The organism is Marinobacter bohaiensis (assembly GCF_003258515.1).
Lineage (GTDB): Bacteria > Pseudomonadota > Gammaproteobacteria > Pseudomonadales > Oleiphilaceae > Marinobacter_A > Marinobacter_A bohaiensis.
Map to the genome: position 1 here is coordinate 142,945 of NZ_QGEH01000001.1, position 15,365 is coordinate 158,309.

The following is a 15,365-nucleotide window of genomic DNA, read 5'->3' on the forward strand; positions in this document are numbered from 1 at the left end:
TTGATATGACCCGTTTTGCGATAACCCACGTGGCCGTGTTCACGGTCGATCCGAACAACACGGTGATCCCGGACGCCACGGTACTGGTCGAGGACGACCGCATCGCCGCCGTGGGCCCGGCCCAAACCATCGATGTGCCGGACGATCTGCCCGTGGTGGACGGCCGCGGCAACGTGCTTATGCCCGGGCTGGTGGACGCCCATTCCCATTCCAGCCTGATGCGCGGCGTCACCGAAAACATGCCGCTGATGCAGTGGCTGCCGTATTACCAGCTGGAGCATCGGGCGCTGACGGAGGAGGACGCCTACCATTCGGCCCGCCTGTGTTACCTCGAAGCGCTCAAGGGTGGCACCACCTGCGTCATGGACATGTTCCGCTTCATGGACCGCTGCGCCGACGCGGCTGGTGAGGTCGGCCTGAGGGTCAATCTGGCGCCCTACGTGGCGGACCAGCCGGGCAAGGATTTCTTCGCCACCCGCGACGAGAACAAGCGCCTGATCAAGACGCACCACAACAGTCAGTCCGGACGCATCCAGGTCTGGATGGGGCTGGAGCACCTGTTCTACTGCAGCGAGGACGCCTATCGCGACGCCGTTCGCTGCCAGCGGGAATACGGCGTCGGCATCCACACCCACGCCTGTGAACAGAAGGAAGAGGAAGCGGCGGTGCTGGAAGCCTTCGGCCGTCGCTCCATTGGGATGCTGGACCACTACGGCGTTCTCGGGGAAAAGACCCTGATCGCCCACTGCGTCTGGCTCAACGACGACGAGATCAAGCGCCTCGCCGATACCGGCACCGCGATTGCCCATTGCCCGGTCAGCAACGCCAAACTCGCCAGCGGTGTGGCCCGCACGCCGGACATGCTGGCGGCGGGGCTGACGCTCGGGCTGGGCACCGACGGCCCGGTGTGCAACAACAGCCTCGACCTGTTCGAGGAAATGAAGTTCGCCTCCCTGATCCAGAAAGCCACGCGGCTGGACGCCACGGCGTTGCCGGCGGACCGTATCCTGCGCATGGCCACCATCGACGGCGCCAGGGCGCTGGGACTGGACGGGGAGATCGGCTCGATCGAGGTGGGCAAGAAAGCCGACCTCGTGATGCTGGACCTGGGCGCGCCCAATCTGACGCCCCACGACATCAGGGACGATGGCGGCAACCTGTTATGGAATCTGGTCTTTGCCGCACGCGGCAGCAACGTTACCCACGTCTGGGTGGACGGACGCTGCCTGATTGAAAACGGTCGGTCGACACAGGTCGACGAGGGCCATGTGGTCGCCACGGCACAAGCCCGTGGTCTGTCCCTGTATGAACGATGCCGTGCTCTGGATCATCTCCGTGTGGATATGGTCTAGAGGGGCTCTTAGGAGCATAGAATGAAAGAAATTCCCCTGATTTCCATTGCCGGTCTGCGCAGCGACGACATTGAAGAGCGCCGCAACACTGCCGCCGAGCTGGGCCGGGCCTGCCGCGAGGTGGGCTTTTTCTACGCCGTGGATCACGGCATTCCCCAGTCGGTGATCGACACGGCGTTTGCCGAGTCCCAGCGCTTCTTTGCGTTGCCGGTGGACGACAAGCAGGCGCTGTCCATCAAGCGCTCGCCCCATAACCGCGGCTACGTGGCCATGGCGGACGAGAAGCTGAACCCGGAATCCGGCGCCGACATGAAGGAGGCGTTCAACCTGGGTGTGGAGTTGCCGGACGACCATCCGGAAGTGGTGGCGGGCAAGCCGTTCCGTGGTGTGAATTTCTGGCCGGAGCTGGACGGCTGGCGCGACAATCTGCTGGCCTATTTTGACGCGTGCCTGGATCTGGGCCGGGTCATCCATCGCGGCTTCAGCCTGGACCTGGGGGTATCGGAAGATTTCTTCGCCAAGCACCTGGCCGAGCCGGTCGTCACCATGCGCATACTGCGCTACCCGGCCAGTGCCGGTGAGTCCGATCGCAAGGACGGCGGTGCCGGGGCCCACACCGATTACGGCAACCTGACGCTGTTGGCCACCGACAAGGTGGCGGGGCTGGAAGTGCTGACCCGTCAGGGTGAATGGATCGACGCGCCGCACGTGGAGGGCGCCTTTGTCTGCAACATCGGCGACTGCCTGATGCGCTGGAGCAACGACACCTACGTGTCCACGCCGCACCGCGTGCGCCCGCCGCAGCAGGAGCGTTATTCCATTGCCTATTTCCTGGAGGCCAACCCGGATTCGGTGGTCGACCCCAGGGATATTTACCCGGACGAAACGCCCAGGTACGCGCCGGTGACCTTCGCGAATTACCTCAAGTCACGGCTGGACGCCACCTACGAGCACCGAGCCGAGGACAACGCCTCGATGTAAGCTGGGAACCAACGGCCGGCGCCTGGGCACCGGCCGGGGAGCAGAGCGCCGCTATCAGGCGCCTTGCTTGGTCCAGGCAAACGGTTTGGCGGCGTCGTCCAGCGGCGTGTCGGCCACGTGGTTGATGTAGTTGCTCATGACCTTCTGGGACAGGCCGAGAATGACTTCCAGCACGTGGTGCTTCTCGTACCCGGCGTCGTAGAACGCGCTCAGGTCCTCGCCGTTGACGTTGCCGCGCTTGCGGACCATCGCCAGGGTGAAGGTGCGCAGCGCCTCCAGCTTGTTGTCCGGCAGCGGGGTTTCGTCCCGCAGGGCGTTGCTGATCTCGTCGGAGACGCCCATCTTCTTGGCGATCCCGGTGTGGGCCGGAACACAGTAGTGGCAGGCGTGCTCGACGTTGATGGTCTGCCAGACCACGGTTTTCTCGTCGTTGTTGAAGCTGCTTTCCAGAAACAGCTGGTGCAGCTGCTGGTAGCCGTCCAGCACCCCCGGCGCGTCGGCCATGATGGCGTGCAGGCCCGGAATACGGCCGAACCCTTTCTCGGATTTTTCCAGCAGCGCCTTGGATGCCTCCGGTGCGGATTGCTTGTCGTGCATGGTGAAATCGGTCATGACGGTTTTCTCCTGTCGTTCGACGATGTAACCCTGTGGCTGTTTCGTTGCCCGTCAGCCATGATTTTTGAGCGATCGATCAATTATGGGTCAACGCTAACTGTTATTGAGTGATCGTTCAAGTTAAAATTGAGTGAACACTCAATAAAGCGCCCCACGCCGGAGTCGATGCCATGCCCCGCAAAGCCCGCTACAGTCGCGAAGAAGCTCTGGACCGCGCCGTTGCCCTGTTCTGGTCGCGCGGGTATCACGCGACCTCGCTCAAAGACATCGAGCGCGCGTTGGATATGCGCCCGGGCAGCCTCTACGCCACCTTCGGTTCCAAGCAGGCGCTTTTTATCGAAGCGCTGGACGTCTATTCCCGGCGCATGGTCGCCGATCTGGACGTGGCGATGCAGGGCGCGGAGGGCCCGCTGGACGGGATCTGCCGTTACCTGAGAAACCTGGCCGGTGCCTGCATCGACGTGGACCGCCACGGCATGGCGGCGCCGGCCTGCATGATCGTCAAGACACTGCTGGAGTCCACCGGCCAGGATGCGGAACTGTCGGAGGCCGCCAACGGCTTGCTGGATGGTGTCGAACGCCGCCTGGCCGGTCTGCTGGAGCAGGCGCGCGAGGCCGGCGAGCTAAGGCCGGACGCGGATTGCGAGCGTCTGGCGCGATTGCTCCAGGCCCAGATCATGGGCATGCGCGCGTTCGCCCAGCGCCGGGTGGACGCCGACAAGGTGACGGCCCTGGCGGAGGATATGGTGGCGATGCTGGCGGGGTATCGGGCGGTTGAGGGTCTGACGAGCGGATGACGTGAAGAGGTGGGGGTGATGCCGGGCTGTCTCAAACCGTGAGACAGCCCGGCGTCCTGTCACTGCGCCGTCAGCGTGCGCGTCTTTTCCATGTTCGCCAGGGTCATCAGGCAGGCCCGTGCGACTTCGACGCCCTTCTCGGTGAAGTGCTTGTAGAAGTAGTCGTGGTGAGTGGCGTGCTCGTGGAAATGGTGCGGCGTCAGTACGGCGGACAGCACCGGCACGCGGGTGTCCAGCTGCACCCGCATCAGCCCGTCGATCACCGCCTGGGCGACGAACTCGTGGCGGTAGATGCCGCCGTCCACCACGAAACCGGCACCGACAATCGCGCCGTAGTGCCCGCTCTCGGCCAGCAGCTTGGCCTGCAGCGGGATCTCGAAGGCGCCGGCCACGGTGATGACGTCCACCTGATCGGCGTCCAGCCCATGCTGGCTGACTTCCGCCAGGAAGGCTTCGCGGGCCTGGTCGATGATGTCGAGGTGCCAGTTGCCCTGGATAAAGGCGATGCGCTGGTTGCGGCTGGCGTCGGAAAGGTTCAAGGATTCTTGCTGATTCATAGTTGCTCTCTCATCGGGAGCCTCTGGCTGGCTCCGGTCACTAGGAATCAGGGCATGCGGCTCGCGTCTGGCAAAGCCGTGGTGGGATCGCCTCAAAGTGCAGGCTGGGGATGAACCGCAGGCGGCCGCGCGCCGTCGCAGGTTCCGGAGATCCGGTCTGCCCGCTCGACACGCCACCGCGGCGCGATGCACCGCAGATTGGACTTCTCTGGTGATTCCTTCTCTTCCATCCGGACTGTCACCGTCGGCTTCGGAATCGCACCGAATCTGCTGACCCTGGCAGACATGCCTGCCAGGCGCTCGCGGGCTGAGGCGAAAATGCCATCACCGCCGGTGGGGACTTTCACCCCGCCCTGAGAACGAAGCCCGCGGTTACCCACGGGCGGCGCCATTGTATGCGGTTGCGCGTTTTTCCACCAGCCCCGAATGCGACCGGCCATGATCCGGGCCATGGCCGGTCCGGTTCAGTTGAGCAGCGATTCGGCGACCGCTTGCACGTTGTCCGCGGTAAAGCCGAAGGCCTTGAACAGATCCCCGGCGGGGGCGGACTCACCGAAGGTGGTCATGCCGATGACGCGGCCGTCCAGGCCCACGTACTTGTACCAGCCGTCCGGATGCCCCGCCTCGACGGCCAGCCGGGCTTTCACGGTGGCGGGCAGCACCTGCTCGCGGTAGGTGGCGTCCTGGGCGTCGAACACATCGCAGCAGGGCATGGACACCACACGCACGGCGCGGCCCTGCTGGGTCAGGGCCTCGGCGGCGGCCGTCGCCAGGCTGACTTCCGAGCCGGTGGCGATGAGGATCAGTTCCGGTTGCCCCGCGCAGTCTTTCAGCACGTAGCCGCCACGGCGGATGTTCGCGAGCTGGCCGCGGTCGCGCGGCTGGTGCGGCAGCCCCTGGCGGGACAGCACCAGCGCGGTGGGGCCGTCGGCCCGCTCCAGGGCGGCCTGCCAGGCGGCGGCGGTCTCCACCGCGTCGGCCGGGCGCCAGGTGGACAGGTTCGGAGTGGCTCGCAGGGTGGCCAGTTGCTCGATGGGCTGGTGCGTGGGCCCGTCCTCGCCCAGCCCGATGGAATCGTGGGTGAACAGGTGAATCACCCGCTGCCTCATCAGCGCCGCCATGCGCACCGCGTTGCGCATGTATTCGGAGAAGATCAGGAACGTCGCGCCGTAGGGCACGAAGCCGCCGTGCAGAGCAATACCGTTCAGGATCGCGGCCATGCCGAATTCGCGCACGCCATAATGCATGTAGTTGGCACCGGGGTGCTCGGCGCTGATGGGTTCGGCGCCGTCCCATACCGTCAGGTTGGACGGCGCCAGGTCGGCGCTGCCGCCCAGCAGCTCCGGCAATTGCGGGCCCAGGGTGTTGAGACAGCCCAGCGAGGCCTTGCGCGAGGCGATGGATTCTTCGCGGTCCAGGGCGGCGCCGGCCAGGTCGGTTTCCGCCAAGGCATCGGGTAACCGGCCCGCCATGCGCCGTTTGAACTCGGCAGCGGCGCCCGGGAAGGCTTCGGCGTAACGGGCGAAACGGGTGTTCCAGTCGTTCTCGCGGCGGGCGCCGGTGGCCCGGGCGTCCCAGCCTTCGTAGATGGATTGCGGTACGTGGAAGGCGGCGTGGGGCCAGTCCAGGTGGACCCGGGCGGCGGCCACTTCATCCTCGCCCAGCGCGGCGCCGTGACAGGACTCCTGGCCCTGTTTGTTGGGCGCGCCGAAGCCGATGATGGTCTTGCAGATCAGCAGGCTGGGACGGTCGTCGGCCCGGGCCTGCTCAATCGCGGCGCGGACCTGCTCCGGGTCGTGGCCGTTCACCTGCTGGACCTGCCAGTGGTAGGCCTCGAAGCGCTTGGCGGTGTCGTCGGTGAACCAGCCTTCGACCTCGCCGTCGATGGAGATACCGTTGTCGTCGTAGAACACGATCAGCTTGCCCAGGCCCTGGGTGCCGGCCAGGGAGGCGACTTCGTGGGAAATACCCTCCATCAGGCAGCCGTCGCCCACCAGGCAGTAGGTGTAGTGATCGACGATGCGGTGGCCGTCGCGGTTGAACTGGGCGGCGAGCGTGCGTTCGGCCAGGGCCAGCCCCACGGCGTTGGCCAGCCCCTGGCCCAGCGGCCCGGTGGTGGTTTCGACGCCGGGCGTGTAGCCGAACTCCGGGTGGCCCGGGGTTTTGGAGTGGAGCTGACGGAACTGCTTCAGGTCGTCCAGGCTCACCTCATAGCCGGACAGGTGCAGCAGCGCGTACTGCAGCATGGAGCCGTGGCCGTTGGACATGACGAAACGGTCGCGGTTGGGCCAGTCCGGGTTGCCGGGGTTATGGCTCAGGAAGTCGTTCCACAGGACTTCGGCGATGTCGGCCTGACCCATGGGGGCGCCGGGGTGGCCGCTGCCGGCTTTCTGTACGGCGTCCATGGCCAGGGCGCGGACGGCGTTGGCCAGTTCGAAACGGGATGGCATGGCAAAGCTCCTTGTGGCGGTTCAGTGGGGGGCCGGATCAGTGTTGAGCCAGGCGTTCGGCGATCAGCCGTTCCAGGCGTTCCTGGTCGGCGGCGAAACGGCGGATGCCTTCGGCCAGCTTGTCGTTGGCCATGGCGTCCTGGTTGTGGCCCCAGCGGAAGTCGGCTTCCGACAGCGCCGGGGTGGCGCGGCCCTGGTCCGGGGCGACGTGTACGGTCGGGCTGACGTCGCCGTCGGTGCCGGCCAGTTCCTCCAGCAGCGCCGGGGAAATGGTCAGCCGCGGGCAGCCGGCGAGTCCCAGCACCTGGCCGGTGTTGCGGAAGCTGGCGCCCATGACCACGGTGTCGTAGCCGCCGGCATTGAGCCGTTCGCACACGCCGCGCACGAAGCGCACGCCGGGATCGGTCTCGGCGGTGTACGCTTCGCCGGTGTGCTGCTTGTACCAGTCGGTCACCCGGCCCACGAACGGCGAGATCAGGAACACGCCGGCGTCGAAGCAGGCCTGGGCCTGGGCGTCGCTGAACAGCAGCGTCAGGTTGCACTGGATGCCTTCCTTTTCCAGTACTTCGGCGGCGCGGATGCCTTCCCAGGTGGAGGCCAGTTTGATCAGCACCCGGTCACGCCCCACGCCACGCTGCTCGTATTGCCCAATCAGGTCAAACGCCTTGCGGATGCTGGCGTCGGTGTCGAAGGACAGGCGCGCCGCCACTTCGGTGGAGACCCGGCCGGGGACCAGGCCGGCGATCTCGCACCCCATGGCCACCGACAGGGTATCGACCGCTTTCTCCACCTGCTGCTCGCGGGTGTCGCCGGTGCCTGCAAGGGCAGCCAGCTCCCGTTCGATCAGCGGCTGGTAGTCGGGCAGCTCGAAGGCCTTGAGGATCAGGGACGGGTTGGTGGTGGCATCCTGCGGCTGGTAGCGGCGGATGGCGGACAGGTCACCGGTGTCGGCGACGATCAGGGAATGGGCTTTGAGCGCGTCGAGTTGCGATGGCATGACAAGGCTCCTCTGTCGGGAAACGGCGAAATATGAAGGCTGCGAACGGTGACGTCGTCGAACGCCGAAACCGGCGAGCGCTGCGCCCGGTTGCGTTAACGTTCGGCGATGACCGTGTCCGCCAGCGCGACGTCGTGAACGTCGCGGCGCCGGCGGTTCGAAGCGGGAAAGGCGAGTCGGGCGCCGTCGACGAATGGCAGCGCCCCGGAATCAACGGTCTCAGGCGGCCCGTGGCTGCAGGCGGGCCTCGGTGCTGTCCGCCAGTTGCGTCAGCAGCAGGCAGCAGGACACGGCACCGGCGTCCAGATGACCCCGCGAGCGCTCGCCCAGGCGCGCCGAACGTCCGATTTTCGACACCAGGTCGCGGGTCGACTCCTTGCCCTGTTCCGCGCTCTGGCGCATGCGTTCGAGGGCGCCGGCAAAGTCGGCGCCGTCCACGAGCGCGGCCTGATAGGCCTCGACGGCGGGCACCAAGGTGTCGAGCAGGCACTTGTCGCCCACCTGGGCGTCGCTGATGTCCTGCAGGGATGCCAGGCCGCCGGCGAGCATGTCGCCGAAGGTCTGCGGATCGACGATCTCCTTGTCCTTGACCGTGGTCGCCATCCCCAGGAACAGGCTGCCGTAGAGTGGTCCCATGGAGCCGCCGATGGAGCCCATCAACACGCTGGCCAGTTTGCCCAGCCCCTTGGCCAGGGACAGGGACTGGCCGTCGATGGCCTCGCCGCACTGGCGGAAGCCCTTGGCCATGTTGATGCCGTGGTCGCCGTCGCCGATGGCACCGTCCACTTCGCTCAGATATGTACGGTTTTCCATAATGATGGCGACCAGATCCTGCAGGATCTCGTCACCTTTTGATGCGTCCAGATAATGCATGAGGGTTCTCCCGGCGGTGGCCTGTGGGATCACTGGCTCAGGGCCAGGGATCGTGCGGGGGCGTCGAGCAGCGTCTTCAGCTCGTCGTCGAGCTGCATCAGCGTCAGGGTGGCGCCCATCATTTCCAGTGAGGTGAAGTAGTTGCCGATGTAGGTGCGGTGCACCTTGATGCCGGCCTCGTCCAGAATGTCGGCGATCTCGGCGTAGAGCAGGTTCAGTTCCATCACCGGTGTGGCGCCCAGCCCGGACACCAGTACCGCTACTTCGTCGCCGCGCTTGAAGGGACGGTCTTCCAGTACCGGTTTGCACAGTGTTGCCGCCATTTTCCTGGCCGAGGGCAGGTCGGTGATTTCAATGCCGGGCTCGCCATGGTGGCCGATGCCCAGTTCCATTTTGCCCGGCTCGATGGAGAAGTTGGGTTTGCCGTTGGCGGGAATGGTGCAGCTGCTCAGGCCGGCGCCGATGCTGGAGCAGGCGTCCACCGCCTTCTGGGCCAGGCGGATCACCTCGTTCAGGTTGTCGCCGCGGGCGGCAGCGGCCCCACCGATCTTCCACATCATGATTTCGCCGGCTACGCCGCGGCGTTTGTCGCGCTGGTCCGCCGGCGCCGAGGCCACGTCGTCCCGGGCCACCACGGTCTGGACTTCGATGTCCTCCAGCTCCGCCATCTTGCGCGCCAGCTTCACGTTCATGTTGTCGCCGGCGTAGTTGCCGTAGAGGCAGGCCACGCCACGACCCTGGTTGGCGGCATCGAAAGCCTGGAAGAAGGCGTCGGCGGTGGGGGAGGAGAAAATTTCGCCGATGGCCACGGCGTCGCACAGCCCCTCGCCGACGTAGCCGAGGAAGGCGGGTTCGTGGCCGGAACCGCCGCCGGTGACGACACCGACCTTGTTGCGGGGTTCGCCCGCGTACTTCAGGACCCGGGGATGGTCGGTGGCGGCGTAAAGAGTGGGGGAGGCGCGCAGGTAGCCGCGTACGGCGTCGTCCACCACGTTATCGGGATCGTTGATGATGCGTTGCATGGGATCTTCCTCATGGATGGCTTGTTGTTGTGAATCCAGGGAGTGATCGGAACCCTCATCCTATGCGGGTTCCGACTCGAGGCCCAGCACGCGGGTTGATGAGCGCCATGACGGATAGTGCGATCGATCATCCCGGTGATTAATGTTCTATATGCGATCAAATGTTTAGGGATCTTGCCGGTCTCTGTCAAGCGGCAACTCCGGTTTGCGGGTTCGCCTTTTGTCTATATTTTGTCCTTTTCTCTTGGCGTTTAATCCTCAATCCATTGAAAATAATGGTTTTATTTATATTTTCTGGTTTTTCGATCGTAAGATCGGTCATCGAATAAATGTTGCAACGGATGTCCTTCGTGGTTTACAAATGATCTAACAATGATAATTTGTAAATTCGATCGACCGGTATTGGGCCGGCGACTCCGACACCAGTGGAGGGCTACCTATGTCTGAACCAACCACGGCCAGGCCGGCCACCATGCGAATCGCTCTGGGCGCGGACGAGGCGGCGTTCGAGCTCAAGGAGGCCTTGATCGAGCACGTGCGCGAACTGGGCTTCGAAGTGGTGGATTTCGGGACCTATAACGCCGAGCCCGTGCTTTATCCGGATGTGGCGGTGCGCGTGGCTCAGGCCATTAGCGCCGGAGAGGTGGAGCGCGGTGTGCTGGTCTGCGGTACCGGTATCGGTGTGGCGATCTCCGCCAACAAGGTGCGGGGCATCCGCGCCGCCCAGGCGCACGATACCTATTCCGCCGCCAAGGCTCGTTCCAGCAACGATGCTCAGGTGGTGACGCTGGGCGCGCGCGTGGTCGGTCCGGAGCTGGCGAAAAGCATTGTTGCGGTGTTCCTCGGCGCGGACTTCGGCGGCGGTGCCTCGGCGGACAAGGTGGCGCGTATCGCCGATTACGAGCGTGAATTCTTCCGCGACGCCCCTAACAACTGATCAGTGAGGGTTCGCCTGTTCATTATGGTATCGTTGCCCGGTCATTGAATTCCGACCGCATGAGACGTTGCCATGGAAGAGAAAGTCGATAACGCCGATATCAGCCTGATGACCGAGATCGCCACTCTCTATTACGTGGAGGGCGAAACCCAGGAGGTCATCTCCCGGCGGCTCAAGGTGTCCCGGGTGAAAGTGGGGCGCCTGCTCAAGCGGGCCCATGCGGAGGGTGTGGTGGACGTGCGCGTGCGCCAGCATCCGGCGGCCAGCGCGGAGCTGGAGAAGGAGCTGATGCGCCGCTTCAATATCAAGCGGGCGCTGATTGCGCTGGATCACGTGGATGAGGATGTGCAGCGTTCCGGCGTAGCCAGCCTGGTCGCGGATCATTTGTCCCGTAACCTGCACGACGGTTCCATTGTCGCGGTGGGGATGGGACGCAACGTCGGTGCCGTCGCGGAGAACACCTTCGATCAGGGAGAGCGCAAATGTTCGTTCGTCTGCGCCATCGGGGGCTCCATCCGCGCTGGTGAGTACATGAACCCGGATCACATCTGTCGGCGCCTGGTGATGAAGTACGGCGGTGACAGCGAGACGCTCTACGCGCCGGCGCTGGTGCAGGACTCGGCCCTGCGCGATGCGATGTGCGAGAACCCGACGGTGCGCCAGACGCTGGATCGGGCGCGGCGGGCTGATGTTGCCCTGATTGGTGTGGGGGATATCAGCGAGAACAGCAATATGGTGCGAATGGGCTGGTTCTCGGCGGAGGAGATTGCCGAGGCCCGGTTGTCCGGTGCTGTCGGCGACATGATGGGGTACGACTTTATCGACCTGTACGGCAAACCCTCGGTGACGCCCATGCAGGGACGAGTGATCGGTCTGACGATCGGTGACCTGGCCCGTATTCCGGATGTGATTGCCATTGCCAGCGAGAACACCAAGGCGGTGGGTATCCTGGGGGCGCTGCGTACCGGTGTCATCGATACCCTGGCGACCAGCGTTACCAATGCCCACACCATTCTGCGCCTGGATGAGGCCACGCCGAACCTGGACTCCTGAGGTCGGCGTCGGCCAGGGAGTGGTCGTGATTCCCGTATTTCCTGCCTGAACATATGTGCGCGATCTGAATATAGGATTGCGACTTAGCCTGCTGGTTTTTCGGCCTGCTTTTCCTTTAATTTTTGGCTATTTATTAAAAATACAACAATAACAATAATTTAAGATAATAAGACTAAAGTCTTACAAAAAAGTTTTACCGTCTCATTGACGGCGGCTTTCCTAAAGTTCTTAATGCAAATGTACACAACAAGATCAAATGAAAAGGCATTGTCAGCCTAGAGGAGGCCCTCATGAACGACACCCTCGCCCAACCCGAATCCTCGCAAGTGTCCATTCCCAAGACCATGAAGGCCATCGTGGCCTATGCGCCGGGCGACTATCGCCTGGAAGAGGTCGATGTCCCGGAGATCGGTGAAAAGGAAATCCTGGTCAAGGTGGAAGCCTGCGGTATCTGCGCCGGCGACCTGAAGGCCTACGAGGGTGCGCCCAGTTTCTGGGGCGATGAGAGCCAGCCTGCCTACATCAAGGCACCGATGATTCCGGGGCACGAGTTCGTGGGGCATGTGGTCAAGATGGGGCCGGGGGCCAAGGGCTTCGAGATCGGCGACCGGGTGATCTCCGAACAGATCGTGCCCTGCTGGGACTGCCGTTTCTGCCATCGCGGCCAGTACTGGATGTGCGAGAAGCACGACGTCTACGGCTTCCAGAACAACGTCAACGGCGGCATGGCCGAGTACATGAAGTTTCCCAAGGAAGCCATCAACCACAAGCTGCCGGACGATGTGCCGGTGGAAAACATCGTACTGACCGAGCCTTTCTCCTGCTCCATGCACGCGGTGGAGCGCGCCCAGATCCAGTTGGGTGACGTGGTGGTGCTGTCCGGCGCCGGCACCCTGGGCCTGGGTATGATCGGCCCGGCCAAGAAATCCGGCCCCGCCAAGCTGGTGGTCCTGGACCTGCACGGCGAACGTCTGGAACTGGCGAAGAAGTTCGGCGCCGACGTGGTGCTCAATCCCAGCGAAGAGGACGTGGTCCAGATCGTCAAGGACATGACCGACGGTTACGGCTGCGACATCTACATCGAAGCCACCGGCGCGCCCAAGTCGGTGGAACAGGGCCTGGCCATGCTGCGCAAGCTGGGCCGGTTCGTGGAATTCAGCGTGTTCAAGGACCCGGTCACGGTGGACTGGAGCATCATCAGCGACCGCAAAGAGCTGGACGTGCTCGGCGCCCACCTGGGGCCCTACTGCTATCCCCACGTGATCAAGGGCATCGAGAGCGGTGATTTCCCCACCGACGGCGTGGTGACCCACAAGCTGCCGCTGGAGGAGTTCCACAAAGGCATCGACCTGATGAAGCACGATAGCAGTGCCCTCAAGATCATGCTGGTGCCGGGCGCCTGATCGCATCGTTCAAACGTCGCGGCCGTTCCGGCCGCGACGCGCCCAAGACCCTCAAGCGACTAACAACAAAAGCCAGAGGTCCACATCATGAACCCATCGGCCAGTCTTCCATCGGCCCTGTCACCGCGACAGTCCCCCGCGCGTCTGGCGGCCATCGTCGTTGGCGTGGCCGTGCTGATCCTGATGGCGCTGGACACGACCGTCGTTGAGATCGGCTCGGCACAGGATGCCCGGGACGACGGTTTCAACCCCGAGCAATACGGCCAGAGCCAGTTTCCCGCTATTCGTTCCCATGTCGAGGAACGCGCGGTCAGCGCCGCCACCCTGGCGTCAGCCATCGCCGAGGACCAGACCGCGGCCGGCCAGGAATACGGCACACCGGCCGGTATCGGGCCGATCATGCCCGTAACCTTCACCGGTGTGGCCGGGGAGGGCAAATCCGGTATCTATCCCGTGACGGTCGACGGCGTGCCCGGGAAAGTCACCGTGCGAGTCCAGACCGGCCCGGCCATCAACGGTACCGACCTGCGCGACGCCACCGGCGAGATCGAATTCGGCCAGTTCACCAACCAGATCGAGTACCAGAACGCCGGCGCGGCGATCAACAACGCCATGAAGGCGGACGTGCTGGCGGATGTCGACACCGACAGTCTGGCGGGCAAGACCGTCACGGTCACCGGTGTGTTCAAGCTGATCAATCCGAACAACTGGCTGGTGACGCCGGTCAGGATGGACGTGCAATGACCCCAGAGACCGTATCCAGCGATGCCGGCCCGGACGAGGTGGTGCTGTCCGCGCGCAATGTGGCCAAATCCTTCGGCAACGTCCATGCGCTCAAGACCGTCAACTTCGACGTGCATCGTGGCCAGGTCACCACCCTGTTCGGTGAAAACGGCGCCGGCAAGTCGACGTTGATGAAAATCCTGTCCGGCGTGATCCAGCCTACCTCCGGCGAGGTGTTGCTGGAGGGCGAGCCGGTGTCGTTCGCCTCCACCACCGACGCCCAGCGCCGGGGGATTTCGATCATCCACCAGGAGCTGAGCCTGGCGCCCAACCTGAGCGTGCGCGACAACATCTTCATGGGGCGCGAGCTGGTCCGTCGCGGCGGTATCGACTACGCCGAGGAAGAACGCCAGACCCGCCTGCTGATGGAGGAACTGGACGAGCCCATCGATCCGCGCACCCCGGTGGAGGACCTGCGCCTGGGGCAGCAGCAGATCGTGGAAATCGCCCGGGCGCTGTCCGTGGACGCACGCATCCTGATCATGGATGAGCCCACCTCGGCGCTCAGCGCCTCGGAAGTGGAGGTGCTGTTCCGGGTGATCCGCGATCTCAAGAGCCGCGGCGTGTCCATCGTCTACATCTCCCACCACCTGGAAGAGGCCCTGCAGATCACCGATCACGCGGTGGTCCTGCGCGACGGCACCATGACCGCCTACGCCCGGCGCGAGGACATCGACCTGGAGTGGATCGTGCGCAACATGGTGGGGGAGAACTTCAACCTGGGCGAGCCGCCCACCGGCCACGCCTTCGGCGAGGTGGCCCTGTCCCTGGACCGGATTTCCGTGCCCGACCCGGTGCTGCCGGAGCGCCGCGTGGTGGACGAACTGTCGCTGGACGTGCGCGCCGGCGAGATCGTCTGCATCTACGGCCTGATGGGCGCCGGCCGCACCGAACTGTTCGAGTGCGTGGCCGGGCGGATGCCCCGGAGCGAAGGCGTGGTGCGGCTCGACGGGCACGACGTGTCCGCCCTGAGCATCGCCGAGCGTATCGAACGCGGCCTGGTGCTGGTGCCCGAAGACCGGCAGCGCGATGGTCTGGTGCAGACCATGTCGGTGGGGGAGAACCTGTCCCTGGCCAGCATCGGCGCCTTTACCCGGGGCGGGCTGACCTCGTCCAGCCGCGAGCAGGGTGTGGTGCATGAGGCCATCCGAGATGTGCACATCAAGACAGACGGTCCCGAGGCGGGCATCGGTTCCCTGTCCGGCGGCAACCAGCAGAAGGTGGTGATCGGCAAGATGCTGGCGACCCAGCCGCGCGTGGTGCTGCTCGACGAGCCCAGCCGGGGGATCGATATCGGCGCCAAGGCGGAAGTCTTCCGCCTGCTCAGCGAAGGCGCCGAACAGGGCCTGGCGGTGATCTATTCCACCTCGGAGGTGGGGGAATGCCTGAGCATCGCCCACCGCATCCTGGTCATGAGCCGCGGTCGCATCGCGGCGGAGTTCGGGGCCGATGCCAGCAAGGCGGAGATCATGGCCGCCTCCGGCGAGGCCGTGGTCGCCTGACCGGCCCGAACCATCGATAACAGCCCCGAACCAACAATAACAG

14 protein-coding genes and 1 riboswitch are annotated in these 15,365 nt (G+C 64.4%); of the genes, 8 read left to right on the plus strand and 6 right to left on the minus strand.

Annotation, left to right across the window (positions count from 1 at the left end; all coding sequences use genetic code 11):
- Nucleotides 1-5: 5 nt before the first annotated feature.
- Together DKK67_RS00635 and DKK67_RS00640 are read left to right on the plus strand one after the other, a co-directional pair.
- A complete protein-coding gene (locus DKK67_RS00635; RefSeq protein WP_111493392.1) occupies nt 6-1,352 on the plus strand; it encodes an amidohydrolase family protein in 1,347 nt (448 codons plus the stop codon).
- A 21-nt stretch (nt 1,353-1,373) separates the two neighbouring features.
- Nucleotides 1,374-2,333, plus strand: coding sequence for an isopenicillin N synthase family dioxygenase (locus DKK67_RS00640; protein WP_111493394.1), 960 nt, complete (start codon nt 1,374-1,376; stop codon nt 2,331-2,333).
- Between the two features lie 54 nt (nt 2,334-2,387).
- Here DKK67_RS00640 and DKK67_RS00645 read toward each other — a convergent pair whose 3' ends face one another.
- The gene (locus tag DKK67_RS00645) at nt 2,388-2,945 is read right to left on the minus strand and encodes a carboxymuconolactone decarboxylase family protein (RefSeq protein WP_111493396.1); all 558 of its coding nucleotides are present in this window, start codon (nt 2,943-2,945) and stop codon (nt 2,388-2,390) included.
- 173 nt (nt 2,946-3,118) lie between these two features.
- Here DKK67_RS00645 and DKK67_RS00650 point away from each other — a divergent pair, with 173 nt between their 5' ends.
- A complete protein-coding gene (locus DKK67_RS00650; protein ID WP_111493398.1) occupies nt 3,119-3,745 on the plus strand; it encodes a TetR/AcrR family transcriptional regulator in 627 nt (208 codons plus the stop codon).
- A 59-nt stretch (nt 3,746-3,804) separates the two neighbouring features.
- Here DKK67_RS00650 and DKK67_RS00655 read toward each other — a convergent pair whose 3' ends face one another.
- The 5 genes from DKK67_RS00655 to DKK67_RS00675 all read right to left on the minus strand — a co-directional run bounded on the left by DKK67_RS00655 (nt 3,805) and on the right by DKK67_RS00675 (nt 9,644).
- Complete coding sequence (locus DKK67_RS00655; RefSeq protein WP_111493400.1) at nt 3,805-4,302, minus strand: 6,7-dimethyl-8-ribityllumazine synthase; 498 nt, start codon at nt 4,300-4,302, stop codon at nt 3,805-3,807.
- Nucleotides 4,303-4,516: 214 nt separating this feature from the next.
- Nucleotides 4,517-4,667: riboswitch (FMN riboswitch) on the minus strand.
- A gap of 99 nt (nt 4,668-4,766) precedes the next feature.
- Nucleotides 4,767-6,752, minus strand: a complete 1,986-nt coding sequence (gene tkt, locus DKK67_RS00660) for a transketolase (protein WP_111493402.1) — start codon at nt 6,750-6,752, stop codon at nt 4,767-4,769.
- A 37-nt stretch (nt 6,753-6,789) separates the two neighbouring features.
- A complete protein-coding gene (gene tal / locus DKK67_RS00665) occupies nt 6,790-7,749 on the minus strand; it encodes a transaldolase (protein WP_111493404.1) in 960 nt (319 codons plus the stop codon).
- A 219-nt stretch (nt 7,750-7,968) separates the two neighbouring features.
- Nucleotides 7,969-8,622 carry a dihydroxyacetone kinase subunit DhaL gene (gene dhaL / locus DKK67_RS00670; protein WP_111493406.1) on the minus strand — a complete coding sequence of 218 codons (654 nt, stop codon included), beginning with the start codon at nt 8,620-8,622 and terminating at the stop codon, nt 7,969-7,971.
- Between the two features lie 29 nt (nt 8,623-8,651).
- Nucleotides 8,652-9,644 (minus strand): dihydroxyacetone kinase subunit DhaK, encoded by a 993-nt coding sequence (locus DKK67_RS00675; RefSeq protein ID WP_111493408.1) that lies wholly within the window; start codon nt 9,642-9,644, stop codon nt 8,652-8,654.
- Nucleotides 9,645-10,083: 439 nt separating this feature from the next.
- Here DKK67_RS00675 and rpiB point away from each other — a divergent pair, with 439 nt between their 5' ends.
- The 5 genes from rpiB to DKK67_RS00700 all read left to right on the plus strand — a co-directional run bounded on the left by rpiB (nt 10,084) and on the right by DKK67_RS00700 (nt 15,322).
- Nucleotides 10,084-10,581: a ribose 5-phosphate isomerase B gene (gene rpiB / locus DKK67_RS00680; protein WP_111493410.1), complete on the plus strand. Its 498-nt coding sequence runs from the start codon at nt 10,084-10,086 to the stop codon at nt 10,579-10,581.
- Between the two features lie 72 nt (nt 10,582-10,653).
- Complete coding sequence (locus DKK67_RS00685) at nt 10,654-11,634, plus strand: sugar-binding transcriptional regulator (protein ID WP_111493412.1); 981 nt, start codon at nt 10,654-10,656, stop codon at nt 11,632-11,634.
- Nucleotides 11,635-11,924: 290 nt separating this feature from the next.
- The gene (locus DKK67_RS00690; RefSeq protein WP_111493414.1) at nt 11,925-13,037 is read left to right on the plus strand and encodes an MDR/zinc-dependent alcohol dehydrogenase-like family protein; all 1,113 of its coding nucleotides are present in this window, start codon (nt 11,925-11,927) and stop codon (nt 13,035-13,037) included.
- Between the two features lie 87 nt (nt 13,038-13,124).
- The gene (locus DKK67_RS00695; RefSeq protein ID WP_111493416.1) at nt 13,125-13,781 is read left to right on the plus strand and encodes a DUF2291 family protein; all 657 of its coding nucleotides are present in this window, start codon (nt 13,125-13,127) and stop codon (nt 13,779-13,781) included.
- Complete coding sequence (locus DKK67_RS00700) at nt 13,778-15,322, plus strand: sugar ABC transporter ATP-binding protein (RefSeq protein ID WP_111493418.1); 1,545 nt, start codon at nt 13,778-13,780, stop codon at nt 15,320-15,322. Before DKK67_RS00695 ends, DKK67_RS00700 begins: the two co-directional genes overlap by 4 nt.
- Nucleotides 15,323-15,365: the final 43 nt, after the last annotated feature.